Source organism: Erythrobacter sp. 'gip.4 top 5' (genome assembly GCF_056495765.1).
The window spans coordinates 270965-294542 of record NZ_CP200270.1 but is presented as its reverse complement, the minus strand read 5'-3'; the positions used below and the strand labels follow the sequence as shown (position 1 = coordinate 294542).

Sequence of the window (23578 nt, the reverse complement as noted above, 5' to 3'; positions counted from 1 at the left end):
TATCGCTTCGCTACTTGAGGGCGTGGGCTTCTCCCCCTAAGTCCGCTCCATGCTGACCGTCGCCACCTGGAATATCAATTCTGCCCGCCTGCGTGTGGGCCTGATCGAAAAGCTGCTGACCGAGGCCGCGCCCGATATTCTGTGCCTGCAGGAGATCAAGTGCGAAAGCCACCTGTTCCCAGCATCAGCTTTGGCGAACCTTGGCTACACCCATCAGGCCGTTAGCGGGCAAAAAGGCTACCACGGCGTGGCCACCGTCAGCCGCGTGCCGATCCGTGAACTTACCCGCCACGACTGGCAGGATAATGGCGAGGCGCGGCATATCGGGGTGGAAGTGCTGGGCCGTGATGTGCTGGTCGAGAATGTCTATGTTCCCGCGGGCGGCGATGTGCCGGATCGCACGATCAATCCCAAGTTTGGCCAGAAGCTTGATTTCCTCGAACGCATGACGCGCTGGGCCGATCAGCTGGATCGCCCCACGTTGATCGTCGGTGATTTCAACATCGCTCCGCTGGAGAGCGACGTGTGGAGCCACAAGCAACTGTTGAAGGTCGTCAGCCACACGCCGATCGAGGTCGAGACGCTGGGCCGCTTTCAGGACGCCCACGGCTGGATCGATCTGGGCCGCCAGCACGTCCCCGCGCCGCAGCGCTATTACAGCTGGTGGAGCTATCGCAATCCGAGCTGGCAGGAAAACGACAAGGGGCGCCGCCTGGATCACATGTGGGCCTCACCCGGTCTGGCGCGGCAGGCGACCGGGCACCGTGTTCTCGAAGATGCACGCGCATGGGAAAAGCCCTCCGATCATGTGCCGCTGATCACGGAGTTCGACATCTGAGCACGCCATCTCCAGAGCGCCGGGCGGCGCAGGCGGTGGACGCATTGCGCCACGGCTGGCCGCTGGCGTTCGCGGGCGGGCCGACCTTGTTGCCGGTGGAAACCGCGATTGCGCAGGACGCGACTGCGCCGCGGATGCTGATCTCCGCTGCGCGTGCTGCCACCCTGAAACTCGCCAACCAGCGCGATGCCGCCGTCCCGCACGCTCCGGTGCTGATTGCAGGCGGCGATCCTTTCACCTTGCGCGATGCCCTGCCGATTGCCGATCCCGCGCTGGATCTGGGCAATCCGCTCAAAGGCCCGTTCAAGGCGGTAACGCTGGGTTGGGAGGAATCGGCCCGCGCTGCGCTGGAACTGGCGCGGATTGCGGGGATCCTGCCCGCCTTTCTGGTCGATCCGGTGGACGCGGGCGAGGCCGTGCCTGTCGCCGTGTCGGATCTTTCCGCCTATGCCTCTGCCGGGGCACTGCGCATCGTCACTCGTGCCCGCCTGCCGGTTTCAGCCTGCGAAGATGCCGAAATCGTCGCCTTCCGGTCGGCAGCGGACCTGCGCGAACATGTCGCGCTCGTCATCGGCAAGCAGAGCGGCGACCGCCAGCCGCTTGTCCGCCTCCATTCGGAGTGCCTGACGGGCGACATCCTCGGCAGCCTCAAATGCGATTGCGGCCCGCAGCTTGACGCCGCGCTGCACGCGATGGCGCATGAGGCGCAAGACCGCGGCGGGTGGGGCGTGCTGCTGTACATGCGGCAGGAAGGGCGCGGGATCGGGTTGATCAACAAGCTGCGCGCTTACCGCTTGCAGGATCAGGGGTTCGATACAGTCGAGGCCAATCAGCGGCTCGGCCTGCCCGACGAAGCCCGCGATTTTCCGGTGGCGGCGCGGATGCTGGACCTGCTGGGCGCACGCGCCATACGCTTGTTGACCAACAACCCGGCCAAGGTGACCGCGCTGGAAGCCGCCGGGATCACGGTGAGTGAGCGGGTGCCGCACCAGCTGCCTGAAAATCCCCACAACGCCCATTATCTGGCGACCAAGCGCGACCGGTCAGGGCATTTGCTGCTTTAACGTTGCTCGTATTGCGTCAGGCTCGCGGCCAGCGTGTTGCCCTGCATCACGATCCGCGATGCGGTCCAGTCAGCGAAGAACACGCTCTGGCGGGAAAGGCCGGGGACGAAGCGCGCTTCGTTGTTCACCACCTCCAGCCCATCGGACGCGTGCAGCAAGTCTTCGGCGCCCAGCGCGATGAAGGCGGAGTAATTCTCCTTCTCGCGCCCCTGCATGAACCAGTTGTCCGCGATCCGGCCGACGCTGCCAGCGGGTAAATCGATCATGTAATTGGTGGCGCGCCCGTTTGCGTCATCGAAGCTGTTGTTCTCGATCGTCACCTGCCCCGAGCGCGCCTTGACGTAATGCCCGCCCATGCCGCGTTCGAACCGGCTCTCGCGCACGGTGAGCGACCCGTAATTGCCGATATAGATCGAATGCGCGCAGCCTGCGGAATTCTCGCAGGTGCCAAGCCCGGTGAAGGTCGACCGGGTAATGTAGATGCGGCTTTGCGGATCGTCAGCGGTCAGAATGCCCTGCTCGCTGTCCTGAAACCGCGCATGGGCGACGTTCAAAGACCCCGCCTCCAGTCGAATGCCTGCGCCGTTGCCATCGGGAACCTTCATATTGCTGAAGGTCAGCCCCCGAATCTCCGCGCCCGCGCCGCGTAGCACCAAGGCAGCCTTGCCTTCGCAGGAACGCGCCTTGAAAATGACGGTGCCCGGTTCGGCGGCTTCGTAGACGATGACGCCCTGTTCCTGCACCGCGCATTGGCGATAGGTGCCAGGTGCGATGCGAATCGTGGCGCGGGCATCGCCGATATCGTTCACCGCATCCTGCAGATTGGCATAGCTGCGTCCGGTTTCGGTCACGGTAAACGCACCCGTCACAGGCTGCGCGACGAGCACGGCGGCAGGCAAGAGAACAGCGGCAGCGAGCGCGTGGAACGCAAAAGATGGCTTGCGGGACATGCTGCCGAAGATAGCGGGCAATGGTTAAGACACCATTTGCTGCTTGGCGTATTCCCCAAGGCTTGGCTAAACCCCATCCCATAACGCTATCCAAAAAAGGACCAATCCGATGCGTACTGCTTTTTCCCTCACCGCCCTTGCCGGCGCCGCCTTGCTGCTGTCTGCCTGCGGCAGCGCCGATGACGCTTCGACTGAAGTGAGCGCCGATACGGTGGAAATGCCCGCCGATGCCGCGCTCGCCCCGATTGAGGAAGCGCCGGTTGCCGATCCTTCCGCCACTGTAACCGATGCGCCGGGCGCTCTGGAAACGCCGGAAGCCGGTGCCACCGCTGCGGGCGATGCCGCCGCCAGCGTGGCTGCCGAAGCCGCCGCCGCCGCTGAAGCCCCGGCCGAGTAAGCGCCGCCGTGCCGCGCTGGCCCATCGCCGTGTGCCTTGCCCTCATCCTTGCTGCGTGCGGCAATGAGGGGGCGAGCGCGCCCGGCGAGGTCAGCCCGGGCGAGGCCAAGGCGCTTGAAGATGCCGCCTCGATGCTCGACGAGCGTCGTCTGCCGCCCGAGGCCCTGGAGACAGATGCGCCAGTCGACGCGGCACCGCCTGCGCCAGCCGCGGCCCCTGATCCTGCCGAAGCGACAGGCGGCCCAGCGCCCGCGCGCAATTAAGCGCAAAGGTCGCCCGCCCGACTTACCGTTCAAGGACACTGCTCACCATGAATGCCCCCACAAAGCTCACCGCGCCCGCCAATCCCAGCGCCTCAAATCCGGGCATGGACGAAGACATCTTCGAACAATTTGCCGAGCAGTTGCAGCGATATGTCCGCGAACGGTTGATCCCCGCCGAAGCGCAGGTGATTGCTGAAGATCGGGTGCCGGACGCGATCCTTGCAGAGATGCGCGACATGGGGCTGTTTGGCCTTTCGGTGCCCGAGGAATTCGGCGGCGCAGGCCTTAACATGACGCAATATGCGCGCGTCGTGAATATCATGGCCTACGCGGCGCCCGCCTATCGTTCGATCTTCTCGATCAATGTGGGGATGTTTTCCAGCGCGCTTAAAAATGGCGCCACGCCGGCCCAGAAGGCCGAATGGTATCCGCAGATTGCCCAAGGCAAGATCGCCTGTTTCGGCCTGACCGAGCCGGGTTCGGGCAGCGACAGCGCGGGGCTTGCGACGACGGCGGTGCCGGATCCCGACGGCAACGGCTGGATCCTGAACGGCACCAAACGCTACATCACCAACGCGCCGCACGCCGATGTCGCGTTGATCATGGCGCGCACCAACAAGGACGCGCTGCCCAAGAATGCTCACGTCTCCGCCTTCCTTGTGCCGATGACCACGCCGGGTATCTCGACCGGATCGCCCGACAAGAAGATGGGCCAGTCCGGCAGCCACATCTGCGACATCATGCTTGATGATGTGCGCGTGCCGGGTGACGCGCTGCTTGGCGCAGAGACCGGCAAGGGTTTTGTTTTCGCGATGAAGAGCCTCGACAACGGGCGGATCAGCGTAGGCGCAGCGGCCACCGGCTATGCCCGCCGCGCGCTCGATTCGGCGCTGCGTTACGCCAATGAGCGCAAGGCCTTTGGCGAGCCAATTGCCAATTTCCAGCTGATCCAGGCGATGCTGGCTGACAGCGAGATCGAAATCTACGCCGCTGAAGCAATGATGGCCGATGTCACCGCGCGGGCTGATCGGGGCGAGAACATCCTTGTGAAGGCCGCCGCCTTCAAGGTCTTCGCCAGCGAGATGTGCGGCCGGGTAGTTGATCGCGTGGTGCAGATTTATGGCGGGGCTGGCTACCTTGCCGAATACGATGCCGAACGCTTCTTCCGCGATGCGCGCATCTACCGCATCTATGAAGGCACGACCCAGATCCTACAGCTCCAGATCGCCAAGCACATGCTGCGCGAATGGGCGGCCAACGCCTGAGATGTATGACCTTCTCGATGACCTGAGCATCGTCGAAGTTTCCAGCTTCGTCGCTTCGCCCACTGCGGGCCTGTACTGCGCGCAGATGGGGGCCGAAGTGATCCGGGTGGACCACACGGCGGGCGGGCTCGATTACAACCGCTATATGCTGACGCGCGAAGGGCGCTCGCTGTCGTGGGAGAATCTCAACCGCGCCAAGAAATCGGTGGCGCTCGACCTGCAATCGGGCGAGGGGCGCGAATTGCTGGTGGAACTGGCCGCCAGCGTCGGCCAGTGCATCACCAACCTGCCCGAACGCAGCTTCCTAAGCCACGCCGCGATGCAGGCCAAGCGGGCCGACATGGTGTCTTTGCGCGTGATGGGCTGGAACGATGGGCGCCAGGCGATGGATTTCACCGTCAACGCCGCCGCCGGATACCCGCTGATGTGCGGGCCGGAGGATTGGGATCCCGCGACGGCACCGCCGGTCAATCAGGTGCTCCCGGCATGGGACTTCATCACCGGAGCCTATGGCGCGTTCGCCTTGCTCGCCGCCTTGCGCCACCGCGACAAGACCGGAGAGGGCAGTGAAGTGCGCCTGCCGCTGGGCGACGTGGCGATCGGCACCATGGCGAACGCCGGGCTGATGGCCGAAGTGCTGTATCGCGGCGGCGATCGCGAACGGCTTGGCAATGCGATCTGGGGCGCGTTCGGGCGCGATTTTCGCAGCCGTGATGGGACACGCTTCATGGTCGCCGCGCTGACGCCCAAGCAGTGGACCGGGCTGGTCAAGGCCTTCGGGGTCGAAGGCGGCATCGGCGTGCTGGAAGCCGAATATGGCGTGCGCTTTGCCGATGGCGATACACCGCGCTTCCAGCACCGCGCGGAACTGTTCACGCTGTTCCAGAGCGCTGCGGCTGCGCTGGACTATGCCGACCTTGAAGCGCGCCTGGCCGCGCAGGGCTGCACGTTCGAGCGTTACCGCACCGCTTATGAAGCCGCGAATGACAGGCAATTGGTGGCGGATAATCCGCTGTTCGGCCCTGCGCCCGCCAACCCTTCGGGCTTTGATTATCCCGCCACCCGGTCCTTTGCGAACCTACCGGGCCGCGACGCGGGCAACCCTGCGCCAGCGCCGTTCCTCGGGCAGCATTCCGAGGAAGTGCTGGCTGAAAAGCTGGGGCTGTCCGCGGGCGCGATCGGCAAGCTGGTCGATGCGGGGACGGTGGCGTTGAGTGATAAGGACAGACCATGACCAGAAGAGCCGCCATCGTTTCGCCGCTGCGCACGCCTGTGGGCAAGTTCCTCGGCGGCCTCAGCGCCATGAATGCAGGGCAGCTTGGCGCAGTGATCCTCAAGGCGCTGATGGAACGCAGCGGCATCGATCCTGCGCGCGTCGATGACGTGGTGTTCTCCCAAGGCTACGGCAATGGCGAAGCGCCAGCTATCGGCCACTGGAGCTGGCTTGCCGCGGGGCTGCCCATCGAAGTCCCCGGATTTCAACTGGATCGCCGCTGCGGATCGGGCGTGCAGGCCGTGGCGACTGCGGCGATGATGGTGGAAACCGGCATGGCCGATGTCGTGGTGGCGGGTGGCGTTGAAAGCATGTCGAATGTCGAACATTACACGCTGGCCGCGCGCGGCGGTGTGCGGATGGGTGATCTTACCTTGCATGATCGCCTGAGCCGGGGCCGGGTGATGAGCCAGCCGGTTGAACGCTTCGGCGTGATTTCCGGGATGATCGAAACCGCCGAAAACCTCGCCAAGGATTACGGCATCTCGCGGGAGGAGGCTGACGCTTTCGCCGTCAGTTCGCACCAGAACGCGGCGCGGGCCTGGGCTGAAGGCAAGTTTGCGCAGCAGTTGGTGCCGGTCGCGATTCCACAAAGGAAGGGCGATCCGGTGATCTTCGACCACGACGAAGGCTACCGCACCGATGCATCGATGGAGACGCTGGGCAAGCTGTACCCCATCGATGGCAAACGCGATCCAGACGCCATTGTCACGGCTGGAAACGCCAGCCAGCAGAACGATGCAGCAGCGGCCTGCCTTGTGGTGGCGGAGGACAAGCTGGAGGAACTCGGACTTACTCCGATGCTATGGTTCGGCGGCTGGGCGGCGGCCGGGTGTGATCCTTCGCGCATGGGCATCGGCCCGGTGCCTGCCGTGGAGCGCCTGTTTGCCCGGCGCGGATATCGTTGGGACGATATCGGGCTGGTCGAACTCAACGAAGCCTTCGCGCCGCAGGTGCTCGCTGTGCTCAAAGGCTGGGGCTGGAGCGCGGACGATCCGCGCCGCGATATCCTCAACGTCAACGGATCGGGCATTTCGCTGGGCCACCCCATCGGCGCAACCGGCGGGCGCATTCTTGCCGACATGGCGCATGAAATGCACCGGCGCGGGGTGCGCTACGGGCTGGAAACGATGTGCATCGGCGGCGGGCAGGGCATCGCTGCGGTGTTCGAGCGCGCCGCATGACCTTCGACGCGTGGATCGGGCGCGAAGCCCGCGCCAAGGACCGGCTCGACGAAGGGCTGGCGGCGCGCTGGCTCGCCACCTTCGATCTGCCGCGCCCGAGCCCTGCGATCATGCCGCAGGGCATCCATTTCGCGCTTTGCACGCCTGACGCTGCCACCGACAGGCTTGGCGCGGACGGCCACCCGGCGCGTGACAATTCGCCCGCCAGCTTCCTGCCGCCCTTCGCGATGCCGCGCCGGATGTGGGCTTCGTCGAAGATCGCGTTCCACGCGCCCGTCGCAATCGGTGCGGTGATCGAACGTGTCAGCCGGATTGCTTCGGTGAGCGAGAAAGAGGGCGGATCGGGCCGGCTCGCGTTTGTCGATGTCGAGCATCACATCCGCGCCAATGGCACGCTGGCGGTGATTGAAACGCAGACGCTGGTTTACCGCGAAGCTGCCGCGCCCGAAGCGCCGCTCAGCCCGCCACTGCCGGGAGAAGGGCTTTTCGACCCATCCGGATGGGACGCCCACCGCACCATCACCCCTGATCCGCGCCTGCTGTTCCGGTACTCCGCGCTGACCTTCAACACCCACCGCATCCACTACGATGCGCTTTATGCGACAGACGTCGAGCGGTATCGCGGGCTCGTGGTCCATGGCCCCCTGATCGCGAGCCTGCTGTTGCAACTTGTGGCCGGAGAACTGGGCGAAAACCGGCTGCGCGGCTTCACCTTCCGTGGTCTTTCTCCCGCCGTTGCAGGCGAACCGCTGCATCTGGTGATGCGCCAAACCGACAAGGGCTACGACCTTGCCGCCTTTGCTGATGACGGGCGGCAGATCACGCAGGCGAGCGCATCGGTTTAATCCAGCGGGTAATCCTTGATCGGCTTCAGCACCTTGTAGCTTTCCTTCACCGGCGGCTTGCCCAGATCGGGGAAGTCGATTCCAGCGGGCGCTTCATGCGTATCGGGGATGCGGCTGAGGAGATCACTGACCAGCGTCAGCCGCCCGCGCTTCTGATCGTTGAAATCGACCAGTGTCCACGGTGCGTGTGTCGTGTGGGTCGCTTTCAGCATCGCATCGCGCGCCTTGGTATATTCGGTGTATTTCGCCCGCGCAGCCAGATCGATCGGCGACAGCTTCCAGCGCTTCAGCGGATCGTCCAGCCGTTCGCGCAGCCGTTCCTCCTGCTGCGCCTGATCGGTGGTAAGCCAGTATTTGAACAGCAGGATGCCATCATCGACGAGCATCTTTTCGAAGGCCGGCGCCGCTGTAAGAAACGCCGCGACTTCGGCTTCGGAGGCATAGCCCATCACTTTTTCGACGCCCGCGCGGTTGTACCATGACCGGTCGAACAGCACGATCTCGCCCGCAGCGGGCAGGTGCGGGACATAGCGCTGGAAATGCCATTGCGCCGCTTCGATCTCGGTCGGCTTGGGCAGCGCCACGGTGCGGCACTGGCGCGGATTGAGCTTGTCGCGCACCGCCGTAATCGCCCCGCCCTTGCCCGCAGTATCGCGGCCTTCGAACAGCACGACGATCCGTGCGCCGGTTGTCTTGGCCCAGCGCGCCATGCTGACCAGTTCCAAGGTCAGCGGTTCAAGCGCCGCCTCATATTCCTTGCGCTTCATCCCCATTGGCCGCTCCTTCGTTTGTGCAGGCTGCAAGAAGAGCCTATGTCCGGCAACGATATGGCCACACTTGCAGACCCCCAGCCCGATTTTGCCACTCTGCCCGAAATGACGGGCGATGTCTTCACTGCCCCGCTCGCCAAGCCAGCCCATGTGGGCGAGGATTGGCTGGAACCGGCACAAACCGCCTATACGTCCGAGGATGACGCGGTCTGGAATGACCTGTTCGCCCGCCAGATGGAGCTTCTGCCCGGACGAGCGTGCAGCGCCTTTCTGGCCGGTTTGGAAAAGCTCGATCTGGGGCGTGGGGGCGTGCCGGAGTTCGGCGTTTTGTCGGAAGAACTGGGCGCGCTGACTGGGTGGAGCGTGGTGCCGGTGCCAATGCTGATCCCCGATCACGTGTTCTTCTGGCATCTGGCCAACCGGCGCTTTCCCGCAGGGAACTTCATCCGCACCCGCGAAACCTTCGATTACATCGAGGAGCCGGACGTGTTTCACGATGTGTTCGGTCATGTCCCAATGCTGACCGATCCCACCTATGCCGACTATATGCAGGAATATGGCCGCGCCGGGTGGAAGGCGATGCGCTACAACCGCTTGAAGGCGCTGGGCGCGCTGTACTGGTACACGGTGGAATTCGGCCTGATCGAGGAAGATAGCGGCGTGCGCGCCTATGGGGCGGGCATCCTCTCAGGCCCGACAGAGGCGCGCTTTGCCGTGGAGGGCGAAAGTCCCAACCGGATCATGCTGAATGTCGACCGGGTGATGCGCACCGATTACGTCATCAGCGATCTGCAACCGACCTATTTCGTGATCCCGAGCTTCGGCGATCTTTATCGTCAGACAGTGGAGCGCGATTTTGACCGGCTGTATCGTAGCCTTCCGGCCGGGTTTACTTATGCCAACGCGGCGGTGATCGATGTTGACAATGTGCTGCACCGGGGCACGCAGGAATATCACCTGCGCGGCGGGCGAGGCAGCGGCGCGAAACCGGTCTGAGCGCAAAAGAAAAGCGGCCCGGAACCGAAGTTCCAAGCCGCCTTTTTTAGCGCTCCAACCATTACTGGCTGACGAACGCGTAATTACTGGCCGGTGGCTTCGTCAACGGCTTCGCCTTTGGCTTCCATGGCATCGGCCTTGGCTTCGGCGTTATCAACCATCGCATCTTCCTGCGTATCGGTGATCTGGCCGGCATCTTCCATGGCATCAGCCTTTTCATCGACGGCATCGACCATGGCATCGCCCTGCTCGTCGGCGGCTTCTTCGTTCGGGCCCTGGCAGGCGGCGAGCGACAGACCGAGGGCTGCGGCGGCAAAGAAGGCAGTGTGCTTGGACGTGAACTTCATAATGCTCTCCATAAACTGGCTGGCAGGCGACGGCCTGCCGAACGGGGCTATAGAGCGATTCCGGGCAAATGTTCCAGTGCTTGAAAAATTTTCATGTGCGCGAGCGCGTCGTCAGGGCGCCCAGCGCATGATAAAGCACCAGCGCCACTCCGGTAGCGGCCAGCGCGATGCCGAGGCTGACTATCGAAAGGCTGCCGATCATGGTGCCTTCATTGGCGATCTCGCCGGCGATCACCGATACGATCATGCCAAGCGCAACCTGACGCAGAATGGTGCCAGGCGCTTCCGTGCGGGCCATGATTGAAGCCAGCCAGCCCAGCGTTGCCCCCAACACGATCAACACCAACAACGCCATTTTACCCGATGTCTCCGTCAGCAGCCGCTTTGATGGCCGACACGGCCTTCGTACCTCCAAAACCAGCAAGGCACGGGGTGGTTCCGCAATGGTGGGTCTAGCGCGCCAGCAGCCACACCAGCGCGGCCCCGCCAATAAGTATGCGGTAGTAGCCAAACGGGGCAAATCCGAAACGGCCCACATAGGTCACAAAGGCGCGGATCACGACCATTGCGGCCACAAACGCTGCGACAAGGCCGATCATGATTTCCTGCCAGCCCACCAATCCGCCGCCTGCCATCAGGGCTTCGGGATCGGACGCGATCTTGACGGTTGCTGCGCCAAGCATGGTGGGCACGGCCAGAAAGAAGCTGAATTCCGCCGCGGTCTTGCGCCCCACACCCATTGCCAGCGCGCCCAGGATGGTCGCGCCCGAACGGCTGGTGCCGGGGATCATCGCCAGACACTGGATAAAACCGATGCCGATGACCTTTTTCAACGGAATTGCTGCCACGCCACTGTCCTCACCAGGGCGAACGGTCTTTTCGAGCCCGATCATCGCCACCCCGCCCACCAGTAGCGCCCAGGCGACCACCAGCGGACTTTCCAGCAGCGCAAAGATCTGATCCTTGGCCAGCAGCCCGATCACCGCTGCGGGTGTGAAGCCGACCATCAGGTTGCGGACAAACAAGACCGAGGTCTGCTCCCACGTGAGCAGGCCGAGGAACATCCCCCAAAGGTACCGGAAATAGGTGACGACCACGGCCAGAATCGCGCCCAGCTGGATCACCACATTGAACTGCGCCCACTGCGCCGCGTCATAGCCGAACAGCTCCGACGCCAAGATCAGGTGCCCGGTCGATGACACGGGCAGAAACTCGGTCAGTCCTTCAAGAATGCCGAGCAGAATGGCGACGATGGTTTCATTCATAGCCGCAGCGCTTTGCCGAGAGGGGGGGGCAAGTCAAACCAAAAGGCCCGCCCGGTTGATGGGGCGGGCCTTGAAAGGATTTACCAGATGCGCACGCGCTCTTCGGGCGGCAGATACAGCGCATCGTCGGGTTTGACACCAAAGGCCTCGTACCATTCATCGAGGTTACGCACGACGCCGTTGACGCGGTATTCTTCCGGGCTGTGGCTGTCGGTGACGAGGCGGTTGCGATAGTTCGCCTCGCGCTGGCTGGAACGCCACACCTGCGCCCAGGCGAGGAAGAAGCGCTGATCGCCGGACAAGCCGTCGATCACCGGTACGTCTGTGTCCTTGGTCGCGATCTTGTAGGCGCGGTAGGCCATGCTGAGGCCGCCGACATCGCCGATATTCTCGCCCAGCGTCAAGCGGCCGTTGACGCAGGTTGTGCCATCATCAAGCGGACAGAAGGCGTTGTACTGTGCCACGAGACGATTGCCGAGTTCATCAAAGGCGGCGCGGTCATCATCGGTCCACCAGTTGCGCAAGGCTCCGGTGGAGTCCGATTTGGACCCCTGATCGTCAAACCCGTGGCCGATCTCATGCCCGATTACCCCTCCGATCGCGCCGTAATTGACCGCGATGTCGTTAGAGAGCGCGAAGAACGGCTGTTGCAGAATGCCGGCGGGGAACACGATCTCGTTCTTCACCGAGTTGTAATAGGCATTCACCGTCTGCGGGAGCATGCCCCATTCGGTGCGGTCGATGGGTTCGCCCAGCTTGGCGACATTGTCGGCCAGCTGCCAACGGGCCGCTGCCATGCGATTGGCGATCGGATTGCCCGCCATGATGGCGAGGCCTTCATAGGTTTCCAGGTTGGGGCGATAGCCGATTTTGGGGTCAAAGCTGTCGAGCTTGGCCAACGCCTGGGTCTTGGTGGTTTCGCCCATCCAGTCAATTTCGGCAATGGATTCGCGCAGCGCCACGCGCAGGTTGGCGACCAGTTCATCCATCGCGATCTTGTTTTCTGCCGGGAAGTAGCGCGCGACATAGGACTTGCCGATCAACTCGCCCAACAGACCCTCGGATTCGCCGATGGCGCGCTTCCAGCGCGGACGCTGCTCGGGCGTTCCGCGCAGGGTCTGGCCGTAGAATGCGAAGTTTGCTTCATCGAAGCGCGAAGGCAGCACGGCGGCGTGGCTGGACAGGAACTCCTTGGCCATCCAGGCTTGCAGCACTGCAACCGGGGTTTCGCCGATCAGCGCGAACATGCCAGGAAGCCCGGTGCCGATCTTGGCAAGGGTTGCGTCGTCCAGCTTGTATTGCGCGATTTCCTCAGCCGTTGGCGGCATCAGACTGACAACGAAGCCGGGGCTTTCCGCAACGCCGATCTGCTGGAGCATGGCCGCGACGGGAACGGCGCCGCCGATTGCGGCGAGTTCGTCAGCGGTCAGCAGGTTGTAGGTCAGATCGCGGTTGCGACGCACGGTGCGATCCCACGCCACGGTGCGCGCAATGGTGTCTTCAAAGGCATAGACGGTTTCGGCCATCGCGGCGGGATCGCCGTAGCCAGCCTCGCCCAGCAGAAAGGCGAGGTATTCCTTGTACTTGGCCTGGATCGCCTGGCCCTTTTCCGACGTGTCGAGATAGTAATCGCGGTCCGGCATCCCCAACCCGCCGAAGCCGACGTTGGCAATGTGGCGATCGGGCTGCTTGGCATCCACGCCCACGCCCGCACCAATCGGGCTGGCAAAGCCCGGCTCGGCCCACAACATGGCGAGATCGTTCAGCGTCGCGGCGCCTTTGATCCGGGCCAGATAGGGCTGCGCAGGGGCAAGGCCGGCCGCTTCGATGGCGCTTGTATCAAGATAGGTGCGATAGGCGTCCACGATGCGGCGTTCGTCACCCGAAAGGGTGGCCTGGTCCTTGGCCATCAACTCGTCCATCAGCGCCTTGACGTCAGCGGTGCTCTTTTCACCAAGCAAGGTGAAGGCACCGATACGGCTGAAATCGGCGGGCAACGGGTTCGCGTCGATCCAGCGCTTGTTGACGTAGGCGTTAAAGTCATCGCCCGGTGTAATATCGTCGGCCAGCAGATCGGGATCGACGCCCCATTCACCAAAGCTCATGGTCGGCAATTGCGCTGCGGGCGCATCGGTGGTCGCCTGAACCAGATACGCGGCCGCGCCGCTGTCGTCGTGGCCGTGGCTATCGTTATTGGCAAAGGCTGGCGCGGCGAGCGCGATCAGGCTTGCGCCGAGAAGGGCGGCGGTCTTGTGAATCATGGTGGATGTGTCCCTGAAAAGCTTCGACGATATCTCTAAAGCGGGCCACATTAACGTCGCCTGCGCCAAGCGGTCGCCGCTTATCCGGCGGGCCGTGCGTTTCGTCGAAAAGGTTAGGGTCGAAAAGGTCAGGCGGTCGCGTTGGCGAATTGCAGGCTGGCAAGCCTTGCGTAAAGCCCGCCCGCCTTGCTCAGCGCCTCATGCGTGCCCTGTTCGACGATGCGTCCGTTTTCCAGAACCACAATCCGGTCCGCCGCACGCACCGTGGCGAGGCGATGGGCGATCACCAGCGTGGTGCGGCCCTGCATCAGCCCGTCGAGCGCCTGCTGCACCAATTGTTCGCTTTCGGCATCCAGCGCGCTGGTCGCTTCATCCAGCAGCAGGATCGGCGCATCGCGCAGCAGCGCGCGGGCGATGGCGACGCGCTGTTGCTGGCCGCCTGACAACTGCGTGCCGCCTTCGCCAAGATAGGTGTCAAGCCCTTGCGGAAGCGCGCGAAGGAAGGTTTCGGCATTGGCGGCGCGGGCGGCGTCCCAGATATCCTCGTCGCTCGCGTCCCATTGGCCGTAACGCAGGTTGTCGCGGGCATTGGCGCTGAACAGCACGCCGTCCTGCGGCACCAGCGCGATGCGCGAACGGACCTCGCCCGGATCGGCGCTGGTCAGCGGCACGCCGTCGATCCGGATCGTCCCGCTCTGCGGATCGTAGAACCGTTCGACAAGTTGAAAAATCGTCGATTTGCCCGCGCCTGATGGGCCGACAATGGCGATGGTCTCCCCCGGCTCGATTTCGAGTGTGAAGTCCCCGAGCGCTTCAGTTCCCGGCCGTGCCGGGTAACGGAAGGTGACGTTGCGGAACGAAAGACTGCCGCGTGCCGGTGTAGGCAGGCGTTCAGGACGGGCCGGAGGGGCGATGTCAGGCTGCGCTTGAAGCAGTTCGGCCAACCGGCTCGCCGCGCCTGCACCGCGCAGCAGATCGCCGTAAACTTCCGTGAGCGAGCCCAGCGCGCCGGCCACCAGAATGCCGGTAAACACGAAGAAGCCCATATCGCCCGGCGTTATCGTGCCTTCATTCACAGCGAGTGCGCCGCGCCACATCGCCAGCGTGATCGCGCCGAACACCAGCAAAATCACCACAGAGGTCATGGCCGCGCGCAAAATGATGCGCCTCCGGGCGATGGCGAAGGTTTCCTCGACAACGCCGGCAAAGCGTTCGCCTTCACGCCGCTCTTGCCCGAAACTCTGCACGATCTTCATCGCGGACAACACTTCGGTCACGTAGGCGCCAACATCCGCGATCCGGTCTTGACTGGTGCGCGAAACTGCGCGGATCTTGCGTCCAAAGAACACGATGGGCGCGATCACCAAGGGAATGCCGATCAGGAGGCCCAGCGTGAGCGATGGCGCGAGGAAGATCAGCAGCGCGATGCCGCCGATGGCGGTCAACGAATTGCGCAGCGCGACTGAAACCGTGGTGCCGACCACGTTTTCAATGATCGCAGTGTCCGATGTCATCCGGCTGGAGATTTCCTTGGGGCTGTTCACCTCGTAAAAGCCGGGCGAAAGGCGCAGCAGATTGGCCTGCACTTTCAGCCGGACATCGGCCACCACGCGTTCCCCAAGCCAGCTGACGAAATAAAACCGCATCGCCGTGCCAATGCCGAGCACCACCACGATCATCAGCAGATATTGAAATGCGGTGCCGATCGCGGCGGGGGTCGCATTGCCGCCGAAAGCCTCATCAATAATGACCTTGAAACGCCATGGAATCGCCAGCGTTGCCCCTGACGTAATCACCAGTGCAAGCAGCGCGAGGGCGATTTCGCGCGGGTATTGGATGGCGGTGTTGAACACCATCCTGAGCGGACCGAGCGAACGCGATTTGGGCGCCGCCTCGTCGTCAACAATTGTCGCTGGTTCGGGCAGCCCGGCCACGGTCTCGGCAGGAGCCGATGTGTCAGAGAGTTCGCGCTTCTGGATTTCGACATTCATGATTGCAGCGCTCTAGCGGTCCATTGCGCGAATTTCACGTGCAAAAAGCAGCAGGCCCCTGTGCCTTGGGAGTGGCTGGAGCGTAGCCGCCGCCATGCAGGCTCTATAATTGTGCATTGCACAACGGCCCGCAAAGGCGCATCTATTCGGGAAAGCCGCGGCTCTAACGCGGCACCAGACCGTTCGCTGCTTGAGGTAACCCGATGCTTTACCACGCTTATGAGCTCCAGCGCAGCTGGATGAACAGCGCCAGCGCGCTTGCTTCCATCAGTGCCGAAATGCTGTCCCACCCGGCCAATCCCCTGGGCTATACCGGGATCGGGCCGATGGTGGCCAATGCGATGGAAGTGTTTGCCCACGCCACCGCACCTTATGGCAAGCCCGCGTTCGGCCTCACCAGCGTTGTAATCGATGGTAAGGTCCATGCGGTCACCGAACAGGTGGCTCTCACCCGTCCCTTTGGCGATCTGCTGCACTTTACGGTGGAAGGCGCAGCCGCGGATCGCCCGCGCTTGTTGATGGTCGCTCCGATGAGCGGTCATTACGCCACGCTGCTGCGCGGCACAGTGGAGCGGATGCTGGAATCGGCCGATGTGTTCATTACCGACTGGGCCGATGCCAAAATGGTGCCGCAAAGCGCCGGGCAATTCGACCTCGATGAATATATCGAATACCTGATCGAATTCACCGAGCATGTTCATGCCGATGCCAATAGTGACGGGGCAAAGGGCCAGCGCATCCACATGATGGCGGTGTGCCAGCCGAGCGTTCCGGCCTTTGCCGCGACCGCGCTGATGAACCTCCACAAATCGCCCGCGACGCCTGCGACGTTGACGATGATGGGCGGGCCGATCGACACGCGCGAATGCCCCACCTCGGTCAACACCATGGCGATGCAGCGCCCGATCGAATGGTTCCGCCAGTCCGTGATCGCCACTGTGCCGATGAAATATCCGGGCTCTGGTCGCCGGGTCTATCCGGGCTTCATGCAACTTAACGCCTTCATGTCGATGAACCTCTCGAGCCACATGATGAGCCATTACGAGATGTTCAAACACCTCACTGTGGGCGACAAAGCCGGCGATGCTAGCGCGCAGGCGACCAAGGATTTCTACGACGAATATCGCAGCGTATGCGACATGACAGCGGAGTTTTATCTCCAGACCGTGGAAGAGGTGTTCCAGAAGCACTCGATCCCGAAGGGCGAGTTCCGCCACAAGGGCACGCTGGTCGATATTACCCAGATCACAGACACCGCCCTGTTGGCGATCGAGGGGGAGCGGGACGACATCTCGGGCCTTGGCCAAACGCGCGCGGCGCTGGCGCTGACACCGAACCTGCCCGACGCCAAGAAGCGGTATTACATGGCCGAAGGCGCAGGCCATTACGGCATCTTCAACGGCAGCCGCTGGCGTGACAAGGTCGCCCCGGTGGTGGAAGAATGGATCGCTACCCACTCAGCATAGGTGCGCTGCTGGGCTTGAGCGCGTGAGGGTCCGCCTGGCTTCAGGCAATCCTGCGTTAATTTCATAAGATTGACTTATTTCACCCGGCGCGTCAAAGGCGCCGTCGTCCTGGTCTATCGTGGCAGACTATACTCTTGTCCGGACGGGACTTATGCAAAGTATTGGCAGCACCGCGCGTATCGACGCGGTCATAACGTGGGTCGACGGTGGGGATCCGCTTCATCGTGCCAAACGGCAGCATTATCAGACGGCGGGCGCCGCGCTTCATGCCAACGCGATCAATCCGCACCGCTGGGCCTGCAATGACGAATTGAGCTATTGCGTGCGCTCGATCGCCAATCATGCCCCGTGGATTGGACGCATCTGGATCGTCACCGATGCGCAGACCCCCGATCTTTCCCGCCTGCCGCGTGGCTTGCTGGACCGGATCACGATTGTCGATCATCGCACAGTCTTTGCCGGTCACGAGGACGTGCTGCCGACCTTCAATTCCTTGGCGATCGAAACGCTGCTGTGGCGCATTCCGGGGCTGGCGGAACACTTCGTCTATTTCAATGACGACGTGTTTCTCACCGGGCCCCTGGCGCCGGGCGATGTGTTCCGCGGCGATGCGCCGGTGCTGCGCGGGCGTTGGGTCGATTACCGCACCCTGGCGGCCGACCCTGGCAGCCGCGTTGACCCTGCGCTGCTGCACCCGATCACCCAGATCAACGCCGCCGCGCTGGCGGGTTTTGCGCCTGAGCGTCTGTTCCGCGCCGCGCACGTCGTTCATCCGATGCGCCGATCAATGATGGCACGGCTTTATGATGAGCACCGGGCCGCGTTTGTCGCCAATATCGCTCACCGCTTCCGCTGCGTTTCGCAATTCCTGCCACAAGGCCTGCACAATCACGCCTGGATTGCGGCCGGTGGCGCGGTGATCCACACGGTCGACGACCACCTGCATCTGCGCACCGGCGCGGTGCTGGATTATCCGCTGCCCGCTGTCCGCGCGCTTCTGGCCCGCGCGCTCCAGCCGCAGTTCAAGTTCCTGTGCATCAATGATCTGCCACAGGTCGAAGCTGCCATTCCTGACACCCGAGACTGGATCGAGCGCGCAATCGCGGCGTGAAAGAGTGGCGGCCTGTCGGCACCTCTCACAATCGCCAGTCAATCGCGCCGCGTCCGTGCTGTGCAAGAAATTCGTTGGTCTGGCTGAAGGGGCGCGATCCAAAGAAGCCGTTATGCGCGGATAGCGGGCTGGGGTGGGCAGATGTCAGCACCAGATGGTGGCTCGATCCGGCACCTGCGCGGGCAAGCGCGGGCACACGGCTTGCCTTCTTTCGGGCATGGCTGCCCCACAAAATGAACACCGTCGGCGCGTCACGCTCCGCGACGGCGGCGACCGCGGCATCGGTGATTGCATCCCACCCGCGCCCCGCATGGCTGCCGGCCTGACCCGCTTCGACCGTCAGCGTGTTATTGAGCAGCAGCACACCCTGACGCGCCCATGGCGTCAGATCTCCGGTCTGCGCGCGCGGCAGGCCAAGATCAGCCTCCAGCTCCTTGTAGATGTTTACCAGCGAGGGCGGCACGCGCACGCCCGCCTGCACCGAGAACGCAAGGCCGTGCGCCTGTCCCGGCCCGTGATAGGGATCCTGCCCCAGGATCACGCAGCGCACATCCGGCAGCGAGGTCAGCGCCAACGCCGCCAGCCGGGTCCCGCGTGGCGGATAGACCTGTTTGCCCGCCGCTTCCTCAGCCTTGAGCCAGCCGCCCAGTTTCCGGGCTTCCGGCGCGGCCAGCACCGGCTCCAGCACGCTGCGCCAGCTTTCGGGGATCGTGTCATGTGTCATCATCGCCAAATTGGCACGCCGCGTCCACGCACGCCACTGAGCGCTTCCCCTCTTTCCCCAATCGGCGTAGGGCGAACGCCATGACCGTGTATTTCCATGAAGAAGACCTCCCCGAAGGCGTTTTGACCGGCACCAGCGACCTTGCCGTTGATACCGAGACGATGGGTCTCATCACCCCGCGAGACAGGCTGTGCGTGGTGCAGATTTCTGACGGGTCGGGTGACGAGCATCTGGTGCGCTTCAATCCGGGCAGCCGCTATGACGCGCCCAATCTGGAAGCGATCCTGAGCGATCCGGCGCGGGTGAAGATCTACCATTTTGGCCGGTTCGATCTGGCGGCGGTGCACTACTACCTTGGCGTCATGGCCGGGCCGGTGTTCTGCACCAAGATCGCCAGCAAATTGGTGCGTACCTATACCGACCGGCATGGCCTCAAGAACCTGGTCGACGAATTGCTGAACGAAAACATTTCCAAGCAACAGCAAAGCTCCGACTGGGGCGGGCCGGTCTTGTCGGACGCGCAGCGTGATTACGCCGCGTCGGACGTGCGCTACCTCCACCGCTTGCGCGATGAACTGACCGTGCGTCTGGAACGCGAAGGCCGCATGGCCATGGCGCAGGCGTGCTTCGATTTCCTGCCGACGCGCGCGCTGCTCGATATCGCCGGCTGGGCCGAGAATGACATCTTCAGCCATATGTAAGCCACTTTCAAGAACGCCACAGGCAGACACGCACGATGCCCCCCGCACAGACCCGCATTGAAACCAGTGAAGCGCGTGCGTTGCGCGGTCGCCGCCAGCAATTTGCTGCGCCCGGTGGATCGCATGACCGGTTGGTGCGCTTTCTGGCGCGGGCGCTGCCGATGGGCGTGGGCGTGATGGCCGCGCTGATGATCATAACCCCGCTCAGTCCGCGCGGTGAGGTGAGCTTCCTGCTCGATCGCAACAAGGTCGCGCAGATCAGCGAACGGCTGAGCGTCGATAACGCCATGTATCGCGGGCGCGACAACCAAGGGCGCCCATTTTCCTTGCTGGCGGGCGAGGCGGTGCAGCGTTCCAGCGCTGAAGGGCTGGTGCGGATGCAGAATCTGGTTGCGCAATTGCTGCTGACCGAAGGGCCAGCGCGCTTGAGTGCAGACGGCGGGGTCTACAACATCGACGCCGAAACCGTGGCGGTTGACGGCCCGGTGCGCCTGACCGCCTCCGATGGCTACGCGATGGTCGCACGTGGCGTTTCGGTCGATCTCAAAGCGCGCACGATGCAGGGCGATGAAGGGGTTTCGGGCGAAGTTCCGGCTGGCACCTTCTCTGCCAACACCATGCGCGCCGACCTTGCCGCGCGCACAATCACACTCGAAGGCGATGCGCGCCTGACCATGATACCCGGCCAGTTGAGGATGCCGTGATGACCAGAACAGCCCGCCCCCCGCTTCGTCGGCTTGCCTTGGTTTGGGGTATTGGCGGCTTTGTTCTTGCCGCGGCGCTGACGGGCGGCATGACCTTGCATGCCCAGAGCATTGCACGCCATAATTCCGATGCGCCTGTAACCTATGACGCAGGAAAGATCGTATTCGATGATCGCGCCAATCAGGTGATCTTCAGCGGCGGCGTGATCGTCAACCAGGCAGGTTTGCGGATCCAGTCTGATCGGATGCTGGTCAACTTCACCGATAACGGCCAGCTTGAAATCCAGCGTATCACCGCAACCAGCGGCGTGACCGTGACCCGCGGAGATGAACGCGCCACTGGCGACAATGCGATCTATGATTTCAACCGCCGGATCATCACCATGGCCGGCAATGTCAGCCTGCGCCGCGGCACGGACACCCTCAATGGCGGACGGCTGACAATCGATCTCGCCAGCGGGCTTTCGACCGTGGATGGCAGTGCTTCGGGTTCTGGCGCCGCCACGCCCGGCGGGCAGGGCCGGGTAACCGGCAGCTTCACAGTTCCACAGAACCGCCAGCCGTAAGCGGCACGACGACTGTCTTAGAACGCGTTATCGTGTTTGAGCACCATAACGGTGCGCAGCACAATTTCGATATCGCGCCGCAAGGACCAGCCTGCGATATATTCGAGATCAGACTGCAAGCGATCGGTCAGGTCTTTTTCCAGCGCAGTTGCGCCGCGATGACCGCGCACCTGCGCCAGGCCGGTCAGTCCCGGCTTGAGGCAATGGCGCTGCCAATACATCCGGTCGATGTCCCAGAAATACTTGTTGTTGGCGCGCGATCCCAGCGCGTGGGGGCGGGGGCCGACAATCGACATATCGCCTTTCAACACGTTGATGATCTGCGGCAGTTCATCAATGCTGGTGCGCCGGATGAAGCCACCGATGCGGGTGATGCGATCATCATCACGCGCAGCCGACCGATCGCCCGCGTGATCGAGCTTGTCTTCGCGCATGGAGCGGAACTTGAACATGTCGAAGAACTGATTGCCGCGGCCCAGACGGCGCTGAACAAACAGCACCGGTCCGCGATCTTCCAGCTTGATCAGGATCGCAATCACAATCAGCAACGGCGACAGCACCAGCAACGCGCCTCCGGCAACAGCAACGTCAAAGGCACGCTTGAACACGCGGGCGCGCAGGCCCAGCGGCCCGGTGGAAACCACCAGCGTCGTCCGATCAAGCGCGTCGTAGCTGTGCACGCCTACGGCGCCCAACGCGTGCGCAGGTTCGCTTACGATCTCGCCATAAACGCCAGCCGACTTGAGCAGAAAAGCCCAGTTTTCGCGCCGTTCGCGCGGACAACTGATTACCACCTTGTCCTGATTGCGCAGCAGCTTGCCAAGCCGGTCAAGCATGAAGGGATCATGGCTTCCCGGATCGAGATTGTACTGCGCCGCCGAAATCGTGACTGCGCCTTCAAAGGGGAAGCCGGTACCCCCATCGTCAATCACCAGCCGGTTTGTAATGCGCCCGTCCCAAAGCTGCTGGATCAGCATGGCGACCAACCGGCGAAACAGCATCATAAGAACGGCCGCGAACAGCAGGCCGAGCGTGACAGCGGCGCGGGAGAAATCCTCGTTCGATTTGGTGTAGAATGCGAGGAAATTTATCAGCGCTGCCGAGATGAACAGCGCAATCAGAGCCTTGCGTGTCGCAAACAGCCAGTCACCTAGCGCTCGTACGCCGTAGGATTTGTTGTACATCGCGATCGTGAAGAACACCGGCATCATGGCTTGGGCTGCCAGCATTGAGCGCGGTTCCAGCCAGCGGCCTTCCCACAGCAAGGCAGCCAACGCAAAGCTGAGATTGAGCAGCACGCCATCGGCCAGCATCAGCATGATGTAGGCGCGCAGACGACGCCGCTCCAGCGAAGGAACGAGTTTGGCGTCGACGTCCTGATGTCTTGCCGACTCCAGAAGCTTCGGCGTGACGCGGTTCATTAAAGATCAGTCCCCCAAGGCGCGACCCTTACCGTCCTACGTAAATAGCCTTACAGCGGAAAGAGGAAATTGTGCGACTGCGAAAAGCAGCTTGTCACATTTTGCTACCGCTTTGCAGCAAATCGGCCGATTTCTGTCAGTTCCTGGGCCAGCAAAAGCTCCGCTGCCTGGCTATTGGCGAGCAGACTGCGGTGCAGCGCGGTCAGGCGGGGGATCAGCCGTTCGAGTCGGGTTTCGCGGCTGCCGCGCGCTGCGATCTGAGACCAGCGCTTGAATTGGTTGGCGATGTCCCGCTTTTCTTTGAAGAATATCCCCAGTCGCATTTCGGCGCCCTTGTCGATCTGGTCAAAGTTGCCGCGTGGGCCAAGGTAAGCAGCAATCTGCGCCAGTTGGCTTGCGCGTCGCTCTAGCGCCAGCGCCACGCCGACCGGATTCAACCGCAGTTCGCGCATCCGCTTGATCTCGCCAGCGATCTTGTTCAATTCACCGCCCAGCACCGCGTTCACCAATGGGGCGAACCCATCCTCGTCTGTGGTGGCGCCGATGGCGGCGTGATCTTCGGGTGTGGCGGGGCGGGGCGCCTGCGGGTCAGCATCGCAATACAGCGCCAGCTTGCTGACTTCAGACTGCGCCAGCCGCACGTCCAGCCCAGCGCCGCGGGCAATCCGTTCAGCCAGATCGCCGCCCAGACGAAGGCCTGCCGCATCGGCCATCGCCCTGACCGCGCTGGCGACCGAACTGAGATCGGGCGGATGAAACATCGCCACCAGCGCATCAGTGCGCTTTTCAAGCAGTTTGGCGGTGCGGGATTTGTCGGTGGCGGATGTGGCGATGACGATCACGGGCGCAGCGATACCGGCGCCCGCATCGGCGGTTTCGATCAGGAATTGCACGGCATCATGAGCCTCGTCGCCACTGGCGCGCACCCAGATATGCCGCGCACCGCCAAACAGCGAGGTTGATCGGGCCTCATCGCCCAGCAGAGCTGGATCACGGCGCAGGTCAGACCCTGCCATCTCCACCCGCTCGCCCGGATCAGGCAGTGCGCCAGCGACGCGGTTGGCGGCGGCGCTCGCGCCGGCCTCGTCCGGGCCGCAGAAAAAGAAGATGCGGGCGGCCAGCGCGCCTTGCGGCACGCCGCGGGCAAAGTCGCTGTTCTTGGCCTTCATCGGCCCG

The 23578-nt window shown here is 63.1% G+C and carries 24 protein-coding genes; 14 read left to right on the top strand and 10 right to left on the bottom strand.

Translation table 11 applies throughout. The annotated features are described in order from the left end of the window. Window positions 1-49: 49 nt before the first annotated feature. Window positions 50-838 carry an exodeoxyribonuclease III gene (locus tag ACRANW_RS01500; protein ID WP_479432808.1) on the top strand — a complete coding sequence of 263 codons (789 nt, stop codon included), beginning with the start codon at window positions 50-52 and terminating at the stop codon, window positions 836-838. Between the two features lie 35 nt (window positions 839-873). Further along, window positions 874-1902 carry a GTP cyclohydrolase II gene (gene ribA, locus ACRANW_RS01495; RefSeq protein ID WP_479432807.1) on the top strand — a complete coding sequence of 343 codons (1029 nt, stop codon included), beginning with the start codon at window positions 874-876 and terminating at the stop codon, window positions 1900-1902. On the opposite strand, the gene ACRANW_RS01490 is transcribed toward ribA, so the two are convergent. Then, the gene (locus tag ACRANW_RS01490; RefSeq protein WP_479432806.1) at window positions 1899-2852 is read right to left on the bottom strand and encodes a right-handed parallel beta-helix repeat-containing protein; all 954 of its coding nucleotides are present in this window, start codon (window positions 2850-2852) and stop codon (window positions 1899-1901) included. The genes ribA and ACRANW_RS01490 overlap by 4 nt on opposite strands. A 109-nt stretch (window positions 2853-2961) precedes the next feature. On the opposite strand from ACRANW_RS01490, the gene ACRANW_RS01485 reads away from it, so the two are divergent. From ACRANW_RS01485 to ACRANW_RS01460, 6 genes are read left to right on the top strand one after another with little or no spacing between them, the layout of a single operon-like run. Next, the gene (locus tag ACRANW_RS01485) at window positions 2962-3249 is read left to right on the top strand and encodes a hypothetical protein (RefSeq protein ID WP_479432805.1); all 288 of its coding nucleotides are present in this window, start codon (window positions 2962-2964) and stop codon (window positions 3247-3249) included. A gap of 8 nt (window positions 3250-3257) precedes the next feature. Further along, window positions 3258-3512, top strand: a complete 255-nt coding sequence (locus ACRANW_RS01480) for a hypothetical protein (RefSeq protein ID WP_479432804.1) — start codon at window positions 3258-3260, stop codon at window positions 3510-3512. A gap of 47 nt (window positions 3513-3559) precedes the next feature. Further along, complete coding sequence (locus ACRANW_RS01475; protein WP_479432803.1) at window positions 3560-4777, top strand: acyl-CoA dehydrogenase family protein; 1218 nt, start codon at window positions 3560-3562, stop codon at window positions 4775-4777. A gap of 1 nt (window position 4778) precedes the next feature. Then, window positions 4779-6011, top strand: a complete 1233-nt coding sequence (locus tag ACRANW_RS01470; protein ID WP_479432802.1) for a CoA transferase — start codon at window positions 4779-4781, stop codon at window positions 6009-6011. Further along, window positions 6008-7234 (top strand): acetyl-CoA C-acetyltransferase, encoded by a 1227-nt coding sequence (locus ACRANW_RS01465; protein WP_479432801.1) that lies wholly within the window; start codon window positions 6008-6010, stop codon window positions 7232-7234. Before ACRANW_RS01470 ends, ACRANW_RS01465 begins: the two co-directional genes overlap by 4 nt. Next, complete coding sequence (locus ACRANW_RS01460; RefSeq protein WP_479432800.1) at window positions 7231-8079, top strand: HTD2 family dehydratase; 849 nt, start codon at window positions 7231-7233, stop codon at window positions 8077-8079. Before ACRANW_RS01465 ends, ACRANW_RS01460 begins: the two co-directional genes overlap by 4 nt. On the opposite strand, the gene ppk2 is transcribed toward ACRANW_RS01460, so the two are convergent. Further along, window positions 8076-8852 (bottom strand): polyphosphate kinase 2, encoded by a 777-nt coding sequence (gene ppk2 / locus ACRANW_RS01455; protein ID WP_479432799.1) that lies wholly within the window; start codon window positions 8850-8852, stop codon window positions 8076-8078. The genes ACRANW_RS01460 and ppk2 overlap by 4 nt on opposite strands. Window positions 8853-8954: 102 nt before the next feature. Between ppk2 and phhA the strand changes: the two genes are divergently transcribed. After that, a complete protein-coding gene (gene phhA / locus ACRANW_RS01450; RefSeq protein WP_479433984.1) occupies window positions 8955-9845 on the top strand; it encodes a phenylalanine 4-monooxygenase in 891 nt (296 codons plus the stop codon). 83 nt (window positions 9846-9928) lie between these two features. On the opposite strand, the gene ACRANW_RS01445 is transcribed toward phhA, so the two are convergent. From ACRANW_RS01445 to ACRANW_RS01425, 5 genes are all read right to left on the bottom strand, one after another. Continuing rightward, on the bottom strand, window positions 9929-10192 hold the full coding sequence (locus ACRANW_RS01445) for a hypothetical protein (RefSeq protein WP_479432798.1): 264 nt from the start codon (window positions 10190-10192) through the stop codon (window positions 9929-9931). Between the two features lie 91 nt (window positions 10193-10283). Continuing rightward, a complete protein-coding gene (locus ACRANW_RS01440) occupies window positions 10284-10547 on the bottom strand; it encodes a hypothetical protein (RefSeq protein ID WP_479432797.1) in 264 nt (87 codons plus the stop codon). A gap of 97 nt (window positions 10548-10644) precedes the next feature. After that, window positions 10645-11457: an undecaprenyl-diphosphate phosphatase gene (locus tag ACRANW_RS01435; RefSeq protein ID WP_479432796.1), complete on the bottom strand. Its 813-nt coding sequence runs from the start codon at window positions 11455-11457 to the stop codon at window positions 10645-10647. A gap of 80 nt (window positions 11458-11537) precedes the next feature. Further along, window positions 11538-13718 (bottom strand): M13 family metallopeptidase, encoded by a 2181-nt coding sequence (locus ACRANW_RS01430; protein ID WP_479432795.1) that lies wholly within the window; start codon window positions 13716-13718, stop codon window positions 11538-11540. Window positions 13719-13846: 128 nt separating this feature from the next. Further along, on the bottom strand, window positions 13847-15709 hold the full coding sequence (locus ACRANW_RS01425) for an ABC transporter transmembrane domain-containing protein (RefSeq protein ID WP_479432794.1): 1863 nt from the start codon (window positions 15707-15709) through the stop codon (window positions 13847-13849). Between the two features lie 203 nt (window positions 15710-15912). Between ACRANW_RS01425 and ACRANW_RS01420 the strand changes: the two genes are divergently transcribed. Both ACRANW_RS01420 and ACRANW_RS01415 read left to right on the top strand, forming a co-directional pair. Then, window positions 15913-17175, top strand: coding sequence for a polyhydroxyalkanoate depolymerase (locus ACRANW_RS01420; RefSeq protein WP_479432793.1), 1263 nt, complete (start codon window positions 15913-15915; stop codon window positions 17173-17175). A gap of 151 nt (window positions 17176-17326) precedes the next feature. Then, window positions 17327-18286, top strand: a complete 960-nt coding sequence (locus ACRANW_RS01415; protein WP_479432792.1) for a Stealth CR1 domain-containing protein — start codon at window positions 17327-17329, stop codon at window positions 18284-18286. Between the two features lie 25 nt (window positions 18287-18311). Here the strand turns inward: ACRANW_RS01415 and ung are convergent, their stop codons facing one another. Then, a complete protein-coding gene (gene ung / locus ACRANW_RS01410) occupies window positions 18312-19010 on the bottom strand; it encodes a uracil-DNA glycosylase (protein WP_479433983.1) in 699 nt (232 codons plus the stop codon). A gap of 80 nt (window positions 19011-19090) precedes the next feature. Between ung and ACRANW_RS01405 the strand changes: the two genes are divergently transcribed. From ACRANW_RS01405 to ACRANW_RS01395, 3 genes are read left to right on the top strand one after another with little or no spacing between them, the layout of a single operon-like run. Beyond that, window positions 19091-19711 (top strand): ribonuclease D, encoded by a 621-nt coding sequence (locus ACRANW_RS01405; RefSeq protein ID WP_479432791.1) that lies wholly within the window; start codon window positions 19091-19093, stop codon window positions 19709-19711. A gap of 35 nt (window positions 19712-19746) precedes the next feature. Then, a complete protein-coding gene (lptC, locus tag ACRANW_RS01400) occupies window positions 19747-20415 on the top strand; it encodes an LPS export ABC transporter periplasmic protein LptC (protein WP_479432790.1) in 669 nt (222 codons plus the stop codon). Continuing rightward, entirely contained in the window at window positions 20415-20981 is a 567-nt protein-coding gene (locus tag ACRANW_RS01395; RefSeq protein ID WP_479432789.1) for an LptA/OstA family protein, read from the top strand. Before lptC ends, ACRANW_RS01395 begins: the two co-directional genes overlap by 1 nt. Window positions 20982-20998: 17 nt before the next feature. On the opposite strand, the gene ACRANW_RS01390 is transcribed toward ACRANW_RS01395, so the two are convergent. Together ACRANW_RS01390 and ACRANW_RS01385 are read right to left on the bottom strand one after the other, a co-directional pair. Then, window positions 20999-22402, bottom strand: coding sequence for a sugar transferase (locus ACRANW_RS01390; protein WP_479432788.1), 1404 nt, complete (start codon window positions 22400-22402; stop codon window positions 20999-21001). A gap of 104 nt (window positions 22403-22506) precedes the next feature. Next, window positions 22507-23571 carry a DNA polymerase III subunit delta gene (locus ACRANW_RS01385; protein WP_479432787.1) on the bottom strand — a complete coding sequence of 355 codons (1065 nt, stop codon included), beginning with the start codon at window positions 23569-23571 and terminating at the stop codon, window positions 22507-22509. Between the last annotated feature and the right edge of the window lie 7 nt (window positions 23572-23578).